Here is a 9401-nt window from a genome sequence, read left to right on the forward strand (position 1 = left end):
TCAATAATAACGGAGGAAAAAATATGAAAAAGACTATTGCAGGAATTGCAGCACTTACCATTGCACTTAGTGCATTTGCAGGCTGCAAGGACAGGAAAAACGACAAGAGCACAGGGGGGGCTTCTGAGGCGGTGACCACAGCTGCTCAGCAGGATACGACCGTGGAAAAGACAACCGCTCAGGATACCACAGCTGCGGAGAAGACCACAGCCTCATCGGACGATCCATCAGCTTCCGCAGAGGGATATGAGAAGGTACTAAGGGAGTTCATAGACGCCTACAACAATGAGGACTACAAAAAGACCTTTGAGCTCACCATGCCCGACGGCGCAGAGAAAGTAATGAAGCTTCTGGCTTCATCGGAGACCATGCAGAACGAGTACGGCGGTATCTCCGATGAGGAGATGATAAAGGAGTCACAGGAATCGCTGTTCCTCGGCAAGAAGGACGGCACCCTTGTGCCGGGTGAAATAAAGAAGACCGAACCCCTTACCGAAGAGGAGACCTTTGAGCTCAGGTCCGAAATTGCAATGATCACCCTGTGTCTGGACTATATAGACAGCCACGGCGGAGCTGAGGACGTTGACGCCGAGGCTATGTTAAACGAAATAATGGATTATGATCTCGAAGCTGCGGCGGCAGAGGTGGAGCTGGACAAGTCATATTATATCACCTTCGGTCTGGAGAACGAAAAGTGGGACTGGAGCGGCGACGGCAACGCCATTGTCTACCGTGTCAGGGGCGGCAGCTGGAAAATATCTGCCAATGATCTTATCGGAACACTTTCAGGGGGCAAAGATAAAAGGCTCAATACCGCGGCTGACAGCTTATACAAGGCTGCCAATACCGTCCTTATCGAGCTGGACGAGGAAGGGCACATCAAGAATGACAGTGATGAATTTATAGTGTCCTCCGACAGCAGCAAAGACTTCAATGTGCCTGCGGACTTTGACGCTGATCTGTTCCGCAGCCGTATTAAGAACTACTGTGATTACGAAGGAGACTGGTTCGTGAAGATGCAGGGTGCCTATGCGCTGGAGACAGCGGTATTTGACTCCGAAAAGCCACACAATGTGGGCACTTATCCGCCGTCTGACTACGTTGATTTCGCATACGAGGGCATGAGCTATGACGAGATATACAATAAAGCCTGCGAGGACATAGGCTGAGGATAACAGGAGGATCTTATGAAAAAAACGGCAATACTTATTACAGCATTCATCACATCATTATCATTGCTCACAGCCTGTGAAAAAGATGATACGAGCAGCGAAAATAAGGCTGAAAGCTCTCAGATAAGCACCGAGAGCAGCACAGATAATACACAGCCGGTGAGTGAAGTCACCACCACCGCTGCTCAGCAGGAGACCACTGTCGGGGAGCTGCCCGATGTGACCGCAGACATGGACGACGAATCCGCAGTAAAGCTGACACTGGAGAAATTCTTCAAAGCCATGAATGACAGAGACAAGAGCGGTGAATTATTGCTGAGCGGTCATGACAGTGCGGTGCTTGACAAAAAGATGAGCGAAAAGGGAAAGCGTAACGGGACGAAAAGTATCTACGATTTCGTCGGCGAAGGGGAGTGGTATGAAAGCTCCGAGCTCGAAGATCATCTTGACGGCAGGCTTGTCAGCATCGAGAGCGTCAAAAGGATACCCGATGATGATACATATCGGGAGAGACGCGGATATCTGATAGGTCAGTGGATAGAGCAGTATATTGAGGAGCACGGCGGTATCGACAACACCGATCCCAATCAGTTTTTTGAAGATCGCATTGAATATTGTCAAAAAATGGAAGTAACAGAGGTGGAGGGGCTCACTGCCTACAGCCTTGATTTTGTCTACACTCTTGGCTCGGAGGAGAGCTACGGCTATGCTCATATCTATCGTGTAGGTGACGGTAACTGGGGCGTGAATGAAGTGGTATTCCTTGATAACAATAAGGAGTACTTGGAGGATGACGCAGGAAGTCTGCGGAGAATGGCAAATGATATTGCAAGCGTAGTTTTTTACTCAGAAGATGATGATTACAGAAAGTATGAAGATGCATGGTATATCATAAGCAAGGATGAGAGCCTTAATTATAATGTTCCCGAGAGCTTTGATGTCGAAGGGTTTTACGAAAGAATAATAGATGCAGTAATGATGCCATACTCCACAGACTGGTTCATTTTGTTCCATGAAACAGATGCAGTTCTCGCGGTTACTGCTCATGATGAAAACCATCTGGTATGGGGCAGCGACATTAACGTTTTTGATGAGAAAGAGGAATACCAAATGATAGACTATGATGTAAACGGACGCTATACATATGAGGAGCTTTACAACAACTGCAAGGAATTAATAAGCCGATAACAACGGAGGAAAAAATATGAAAAAAATCATAGCAGGATTATTGGCATTTACCCTGACTGCCTGTACATTTGCGGGCTGTCAGAAAAACGAGCAGAAGAAGTCGGAAAACATTTCAGCCAACAAAACAGACGATGTTACAGAGGAGAAGGCAGAAGCCGAAGAACTTTCTGAAGACGGAGATTATGAAACAGCTCTGAAGGAATTCGCAGACGCCTATGCAGAAAACGATCGCCAAAAGACTCTGCTGATGCAGAACCCCAAAGACATTATGGTGCTGGTAAGGGCTCTGGTCAGAGAAGAAGGACAGACTGAAGATGATATAATAAATACAATGCAGAGTGATCTTTACGAGACCGTAAACAGTGGCGAAAAGTTTACTTTCAAAAGAATAGTCAGTGCAGAGCCGCTTGGGGAAGATGATATGGAAGATCTGAAGTACGCTTTCGGCGGCAGGAAATGCGCGATAGATTATATAATAAGAAACGGCGGAGCCGAAAAAGTGGACCTTGGTTCGCTGGCTGATGCCATAGGCGAGATAGAGGCAGAGACCGAGATCTACGAAGCAGGTATAGAAGAAGCATATTACGTTATCTATGAAGCGGAGAATGCTGACGGAGACACCGAAGAAAAGACTGTGATCATGTTCCATGTTAAGGATGACGGCTGGAAGGCGGCTGTTGCCCCCACTGAGAGCGAGAAGCTCGAAAGAGAGGATGAGGAACGCGGGAAACAGCTGGATAATATTGTCAGAGCAATAAATACTGCCATTGTGGAAATGGATGAACAGGGTAAATGGAACTCAGAGGCGGCACCGTTCGTAATAAGCTCTGATGCCTCAATGGATCACAACATTCCTTCAGATCTGGACAGGGAGCTTTTTATGGAGCGGTTGACCGGATATACAGAAATCCCGGAAGATATGGACTGCTTTTTCGTTATAGATGAATACAGTGTTGTTTACGGCTGCGGTACCTATGACGGCGATACCTGCTATTATTATCCATCTGAGGATATGATACCAGTGATCGACGGCAGCGGCATATACAATACCAGTGAGCCCACCGTGAAAAGGAGTTATGATGAGCTTTACGGTTACTGCTGTGAACTGCTGGATAAATAGCGGTAAAGCCTGTTTGTAATAATGGACTTTACTGCCGAATATACTTGAATATCAAGTTATTCGGAGGTAAGACCATGCAGGACAAGACCGCTGCGAAAAATCAGAACATTATACTCGAGAACCGCAAGAACCTGACAATATCGGGGATAACCGACGTTGACAGCTTCGATGAAAAGGAGATAAGTCTCTACACTCAGCTGGGAGAGCTGTCCGTTCAGGGCAGGGAGCTCCACATCGACTCCATGAGCGTCGAGACGGGAGACATGACCATAACAGGCGAAATATGGGCGATAGTATACGGTGACGGCGACAGAAAGGGACCCCTTTCCGCACTGGGCAGGCTGTTCCGATGAGAGGACTTGAAAACTTTCTCTCCGTCAGCGAGGAGCTGCGGCTCTTTGGCATTTCCTGCCTTATAGGCGTGGCTCTCGGCGTAGTCTTTGACGTTTTCCGCGCATTCCGCCTGATATTTCCCCACAACAGCTTCCTTACGGCAGCGGAGGACTTTGCCTTTCTGGGTCTTTACGCCCTTGTGTTCGCAGTGTTCTCCGCAGTCTTTGCAAGGGGCGAGACAAGGCTGTATTACGCCTTGGGGAACCTTCTGGGCTTTGCGGTCTACATGGCTGTCGTGGGCAGCGTTGTCATGAGCACTCTCCGCAAGCTTCTGACCATTTCGGGAGCAGTCTTAGGCGTTGTGTTCCGTCCGCTGCGAGGAGTTTATATACTTATTCGTGCAAAAGCAACAGCCGCTTTTGTAGGAATTTACCGAATTATTGTTAAACCACTTAAAAAAATAAAAATAGTATTGCTAAACAGGCGGCATCTGTTGTATAATAAAATGGAAAATAAAAAGAGAAAGAACGTGAAAAGCGTTGTCGAAAAAAATGAGACATGAAAAGCAGAAGAAAAAAGGTCTGTTCAATCGCGGACTTGTAAAGCTTGCGGCTGTTGCAGTAGTCATCGGCTGCGGAGTTCTTATCGCGACCACGCTCAGGGACTGCGCCGAAAAAGAGGAGCAGATGGAGCTCATACAGACTAAAATAGATTCATACGAGACCGAAAATGCCGAGCTGCAGCGTGTCCTTGACAGTGATGACCTCAATGCCTATATGGAAAAGGTCGCACTTGAAGAGAGAGGCTATGCCTATCCCGACGAGCGCAGATTCTACGACACTACAAGGGATTAATAGGTTCCGCGGAGAAGGGACCATAAAAAGGAGTTATAAATAAGTATGCAGCTGGAAATAGGTAAGATCTACAATGGCAAGGTCAAGGGAATAACACAGTACGGAGCATTCGTCGATATTGACGGCGGAGGCACGGGAATGGTGCATATTTCCGAGATAGCCAATACATATGTAAGCGATATCCGTGAGCACCTTACTGAGGAGCAGGAGGTGCAGGTAAAGGTCATCGGCATCAACGAGCAGGGAAAGGTCAGCCTTTCCATCAAGAAGGTGTCGGACAACGGTGACTCACAGCCCCGTCAGAGACGCTTTGACAAGGGTCAGGGCAGACCCGACCGCAGCTTCGATAAGGGCGGCGACAGGGGCGAAAGAGGCGACCGCAGTGCAGACAGAGGCGACAGGGGTGCTGAGAGAGGAGATCGCGGCGATAAGGGCGGCGACCGCAGTGAACGCCGCAGCAAGCCCAATATCTGGGAGCCCAAGAAGCAGATACCTCAGTCGGAAATGACCTTTGAGGATATGATGTCACGCTTCAAGCAGACCAGCGAGGAGCGTATGTGCGACCTCAAGCGCAGTACCGACAGAAAGAACGGTACCAGAAGAAAGTAATACAGAGCCGTCCGTAAGGGCGGCTTTTTGCTGCCCTGCCGTCAATGTGCTTTCTGAACGGGCGTCTACTGCAAACTTGCCGCTTATCACTCTTTACATCGGGCGAAAAAAGTGGTATAATAATATAGATTATCAATTAATGGCGGAGAAAGTTATGATATTCAAGAACAATCCCGAGCTTATTGAAAAGCCCGACCATCTGCATTATCCTATTTGCCGCGGAAGACTTGAGGAGATAAACCAGATCAGCACAAGGATACTGAAGTTTACCATAGGTGCCTCTGTTCTGATGGCAGCGGTGTCTCTTTTAGGCGCACCTCTCCACGTTGTGGGGTGGCTGCCCATGATGTTCACCATGAAAGATATCGAGTTTGGCATGGGCGGCGGATTTTGCATAACACAGGCGTTGATATCCCTGCTGCTCATCGTTTTTGCAGCTTTGGGCTGCACAGAGCGCAAAATATTCGATGTTTTGCTGTGCTTTGCCTATATGGCTATGCTGGTGTGCTCAATATTCATCCATCTCAGCATATTTGACGCATTCACTTTCATTATCGGACTTGCAGGAACACTGTACAGCTTCGGTATACTGAAGGGATATATAGATTTCAAGCAGCTCAGAAAGACTGAGGGTTATCCTATATTCAGCGTATCTCTTGCGGAGTACGACGACAGGAAGAAAAACAGTCCCGACGGCTATTACCGCGACCACTACGACGAGCTGGTGCGTCAGAGACTGATGCAGCAGCGTCAGGGCTCACAGCCCGCAAATATGCAGCAGGGCGGCGGTATAAAATCGTTTTCGCAGGCGCAGTCGGATTCGGGCGGTCTGGGAGATATGCCCGAACTCAATATATCAAAGCCGGTCATGAAAAAGGCTGCTCCCGACAGATTTGTTTCAAAGTCGGGAAAAGAGAGCAAGGTGCTTTTCAGCGAGCTGAAGCTCAGATAAAGGGGGAAAAACTATGTTTGCAAAGGTGTCAAGTCTCGGACTTTTCGGACTCAACGCATTTCCCGTTGATGTGGAGATAGATATAAGCCGCGGCAATCCCGTTTTTGAGATAGTCGGACTTCCCGACACTGTCGTAAAGGAGAGCCGTGAACGTATCCGCGCAGCTCTGCGCTCATGCAGCATAAGCTTTCCTGTGGCGTCGGTAATGATAAACCTTGCCCCCGCAGATACGAAAAAGAGCGGCTCTGTCCACGATATGGCGATATTCATGGCTATACTCCGCGCTATGAGAATGATAAGCGAGGAGCCCGACGGCTGCTCATTCATAGGCGAGATATCTCTCAACGGCGATATCCGCCGTATAAACGGCGTTCTGCCCATGGTGATGCTGGCGAGGGAGATAGGCATAAAGTCTGTGTTCGTCCCTGCGGAAAATGCCAAGGAGGCTTCCGTTATCGACGGCGTGGATATTTATGCTGTTCACAATGCCGAGGAGCTAATAAGGCACTTCCGCGGTGAGGAGAAGCTTCAGCCATGCCCTCACTATATACCGCCCGAGGCTGCATACAACGAGCCCCTTGACTTTTCAGACGTAAGGGGACAGCAGTCCGCGAAAAAGGCTCTGGAGATAGCCGCGGCAGGCGGTCACAATGCCCTGCTCATAGGCTCTCCCGGAAGCGGAAAGAGTATGCTTGCAAAGCGTATGCCATCCATACTCCCGCCCCTGACATTCGAGGAAGCCCTCGAGACCACAAAAATACATTCCATCTCGGGATTACTTACGCCCGAAATGCCCATAATAACCAAAAGACCATTCCGCTCGCCCCACCACACCATTTCATCGGCTGGACTTGCAGGCGGAGGAACAGTTCCACACCCGGGAGAGGTCTCCCTCGCCCACAACGGACTTCTGTTTCTGGACGAGCTTGCGGAGTTTGACCGCAAAACGCTGGAGATACTCCGACAGCCGCTCGAGGACAGAAAGGTTACTATCGCAAGAGCCTCGGGAACGGTGACCTATCCCTGCACCATAATGCTCATAGGCGCCATGAATCCCTGTCCCTGCGGATATTACGGTCACCCAAAGCGCAAGTGCATATGCCCGAAGAACAAGGTCACGGGCTATCTCTCAAAGATATCGGGCCCCCTGCTGGACCGCTTTGACCTCCATATAGAGGTCGCTCCCGTGGAGTTCGGCGACCTCTCCTCAAAGACAAAGGAGGAGAGCTCCGCAGAGATAAGAAAGCGCGTAGTTGCGGCGCGAGCCATTCAGGAGGAGCGCTTTAAGGGCACGGGCATAACCTGCAACGCCCTTATCACTCCCGATAAGCTTCAGGAGTTTTGTCCCATGGACGACGCAGCGGAGACGCTGATGAAGAACGTGTTCGACAGGCTGGGACTCAGTGCAAGAGCCTATGACCGCATACTCAAAGTCGCAAGGACCATCGCTGACATAGACGGTTCCGAGGTCATAAGGAAAAATCATGTGGCAGCTGCCGCACAGTTCCGCAGCCTTGACCGCAAATACTGGACGGAATGAGAGGTCAGTGATAAGTTTTTAGTGATTAGTGCTTAGTATGGGCGGCGTTCCGGACTTACCTGACAAAAATACACCATGAGACAACAAAAACGAAAGAAAGATAAAAAAAGGAGAAACAATGAAATCGGCATTTAAGAAACTGCCCTCGGGCAAGCACAGCATAGACGCAGGACTGCTCTTTGCGGTCACGCTCTGCGCTGCAATAAGTACGCTGCTGATATACTCCATAACCCATAACAAGGTACTTGAGACCGTGGGCTCCAGCTACTGGAAAACACAGGCTTTTTCAATGGGCGTCGGAATAGTGGCAGCGATCGTAATCTCGTTCATCGACTACCGAAAGCTGGTAAAGCTGTGGGTCATATTCGTGCCATTGTCCCTTGGACTGATGGCGCTGACCTTTACCTCGCTGGGATATCGGCGAGAGGGCGCGGACGATCAGGCTTGGCTCAATCTGGGATTTATACAGTTCCAGCCCTCTGAGGTGCTGAAAATGGCGTTCATACTCACCTTTGCCTACCACCTATCAAGGGACGAGGAGGAGATGAACAAGCCCCTGCATATGCTGCTGATAATCATTCACGGCATGATCCCTCTCGGTATCGTCGGAATGCAGGGCGACTACGGAACAGCCATCGTATTCGCGGCTATCTTCGCATTCATGATTTGCTCGGCTAAGATATCGTGGAAGTATCTTGTGGCTGCCCCCTTTGTCATTGCGGCAGGAGTTGCGGCAATGTGGTTCTTTATGCTGAGTGAGTTCCACAAGAAGCGTATCCTCATACTTTTCCACCCGGGTACAGACCCCGAGTACATCGAGTACCAGCAGGACCTCGGTCTGGCGGCGCTGAAGTCGGGCGGAGTCTTCGGAAAGGGACTTTTCGGCAAGCCCGATGACTACATCACCGTTCCCGAGATACACAACGACTTCATCTTCACCTACGCAGGACAGGTATTCGGCTTTGTGGGCTCCATCGGACTCATAATCATACTGGCTTATATCTGCCTGAAGATATTCGGTGACAGCCGTGTCTGCCGCGATCATCTCGGCAAGTTCATCTGCATGGGTGCATTCGGACTTATCCTTTCCCACTGTATCATGAATATAGGCATGGTACTGAAAGTTGCTCCCGTTATCGGTGTTCCGCTGCCGTTCCTCAGTGCAGGCGGTACGGCTATGATAAGTATGTACGGTATCATAGGACTGGTGCTCAGCACATACAGTCACCGTGCTGTGAATTACAACGTCTTCTACGATGAAGACGAGGACGAATAATACGGAAGTTCTGCCCCTGAGCGTCTTGTCGCGTTCAGGGGCTTTGTGTTTATTTCGATAAATCATAATTTCGAGCTGAGCCAGCTCGACCGCTTGCCACGTTGTCGCTCGTAAACTCGCTTAATAATATCAAAAATGATATTTGTACATCGCTTACAGCGCAATAAGTACGCCGAGCCTATGTAAGGGATTCCAAAGGGACTGTGTTCCTTTGGCGGAGTCCAGAGGCAGCGCCTTTGGTCGTCGCTTTCAGCTTTTAAGGCGACGAAATAAAACAAAGCGCTCCGCAAGGGGTGAATCAAAAAACAGTCCGGTGGACTGTTTTTTGAGAGGGGACGCCCTGCAAGTGAGGGCGTC

10 protein-coding genes are annotated in these 9401 nt (G+C 49.5%); all 10 read left to right on the plus strand.

Features of this window, described 5'->3' with window-relative positions:
• Positions 1 to 23: 23 nt before the first annotated feature.
• The 10 genes from DSZ37_RS12055 (at position 24) to DSZ37_RS12100 (ending at position 9044) form a co-directional block, all read left to right on the plus strand.
• Positions 24 to 1169 (plus strand): hypothetical protein, encoded by a 1146-nt coding sequence (locus tag DSZ37_RS12055; protein WP_109727142.1) that lies wholly within the window; start codon positions 24 to 26, stop codon positions 1167 to 1169.
• Between the two features lie 18 nt (positions 1170 to 1187).
• Positions 1188 to 2360 carry a hypothetical protein gene (locus DSZ37_RS12060; RefSeq protein ID WP_109727143.1) on the plus strand — a complete coding sequence of 391 codons (1173 nt, stop codon included), beginning with the start codon at positions 1188 to 1190 and terminating at the stop codon, positions 2358 to 2360.
• Between the two features lie 16 nt (positions 2361 to 2376).
• Positions 2377 to 3480 carry a hypothetical protein gene (locus tag DSZ37_RS12065; protein WP_109727144.1) on the plus strand — a complete coding sequence of 368 codons (1104 nt, stop codon included), beginning with the start codon at positions 2377 to 2379 and terminating at the stop codon, positions 3478 to 3480.
• 74 nt (positions 3481 to 3554) lie between these two features.
• On the plus strand, positions 3555 to 3833 hold the full coding sequence (gene yabP, locus DSZ37_RS12070; RefSeq protein WP_109727145.1) for a sporulation protein YabP: 279 nt from the start codon (positions 3555 to 3557) through the stop codon (positions 3831 to 3833).
• On the plus strand, positions 3830 to 4375 hold the full coding sequence (gene yabQ / locus DSZ37_RS12075; protein ID WP_109727146.1) for a spore cortex biosynthesis protein YabQ: 546 nt from the start codon (positions 3830 to 3832) through the stop codon (positions 4373 to 4375). Before yabP ends, yabQ begins: the two co-directional genes overlap by 4 nt.
• On the plus strand, positions 4365 to 4667 hold the full coding sequence (locus DSZ37_RS12080; protein WP_109727147.1) for a hypothetical protein: 303 nt from the start codon (positions 4365 to 4367) through the stop codon (positions 4665 to 4667). Before yabQ ends, DSZ37_RS12080 begins: the two co-directional genes overlap by 11 nt.
• 45 nt (positions 4668 to 4712) lie before the next feature.
• Positions 4713 to 5276 (plus strand): S1 RNA-binding domain-containing protein, encoded by a 564-nt coding sequence (locus DSZ37_RS12085; protein ID WP_109727148.1) that lies wholly within the window; start codon positions 4713 to 4715, stop codon positions 5274 to 5276.
• Positions 5277 to 5430: 154 nt separating this feature from the next.
• Positions 5431 to 6228 (plus strand): hypothetical protein, encoded by a 798-nt coding sequence (locus tag DSZ37_RS12090; protein ID WP_109727149.1) that lies wholly within the window; start codon positions 5431 to 5433, stop codon positions 6226 to 6228.
• A gap of 13 nt (positions 6229 to 6241) precedes the next feature.
• Positions 6242 to 7768, plus strand: coding sequence for a YifB family Mg chelatase-like AAA ATPase (locus DSZ37_RS12095; protein WP_109727150.1), 1527 nt, complete (start codon positions 6242 to 6244; stop codon positions 7766 to 7768).
• Between the two features lie 118 nt (positions 7769 to 7886).
• Entirely contained in the window at positions 7887 to 9044 is a 1158-nt protein-coding gene (locus DSZ37_RS12100; RefSeq protein ID WP_109727151.1) for an FtsW/RodA/SpoVE family cell cycle protein, read from the plus strand.
• Positions 9045 to 9401: the final 357 nt, after the last annotated feature.

The organism is Ruminococcus flavefaciens (genome assembly GCF_900116855.1).
Classification (GTDB): Bacteria; Bacillota; Clostridia; order Oscillospirales; family Ruminococcaceae; genus Ruminococcus; species Ruminococcus flavefaciens_R.

Coding starts and splice junctions, on each gene's coding strand:
- DSZ37_RS12055 (WP_109727142.1), top strand. CDS start 24: ATGAAAAAGACTATTGCAGGAATTGCAGCACTTACCATTGCACTTAGT.
- DSZ37_RS12080 (WP_109727147.1), top strand. CDS start 4,365: ATGAGACATGAAAAGCAGAAGAAAAAAGGTCTGTTCAATCGCGGACTT.
- DSZ37_RS12085 (WP_109727148.1), top strand. CDS start 4,713: ATGCAGCTGGAAATAGGTAAGATCTACAATGGCAAGGTCAAGGGAATA.
- yabP (WP_109727145.1), top strand. CDS start 3,555: ATGCAGGACAAGACCGCTGCGAAAAATCAGAACATTATACTCGAGAAC.
- DSZ37_RS12095 (WP_109727150.1), top strand. CDS start 6,242: ATGTTTGCAAAGGTGTCAAGTCTCGGACTTTTCGGACTCAACGCATTT.
- yabQ (WP_109727146.1), top strand. CDS start 3,830: ATGAGAGGACTTGAAAACTTTCTCTCCGTCAGCGAGGAGCTGCGGCTC.
- DSZ37_RS12100 (WP_109727151.1), top strand. CDS start 7,887: ATGAAATCGGCATTTAAGAAACTGCCCTCGGGCAAGCACAGCATAGAC.
- DSZ37_RS12060 (WP_109727143.1), top strand. CDS start 1,188: ATGAAAAAAACGGCAATACTTATTACAGCATTCATCACATCATTATCA.
- DSZ37_RS12065 (WP_109727144.1), top strand. CDS start 2,377: ATGAAAAAAATCATAGCAGGATTATTGGCATTTACCCTGACTGCCTGT.
- DSZ37_RS12090 (WP_109727149.1), top strand. CDS start 5,431: ATGATATTCAAGAACAATCCCGAGCTTATTGAAAAGCCCGACCATCTG.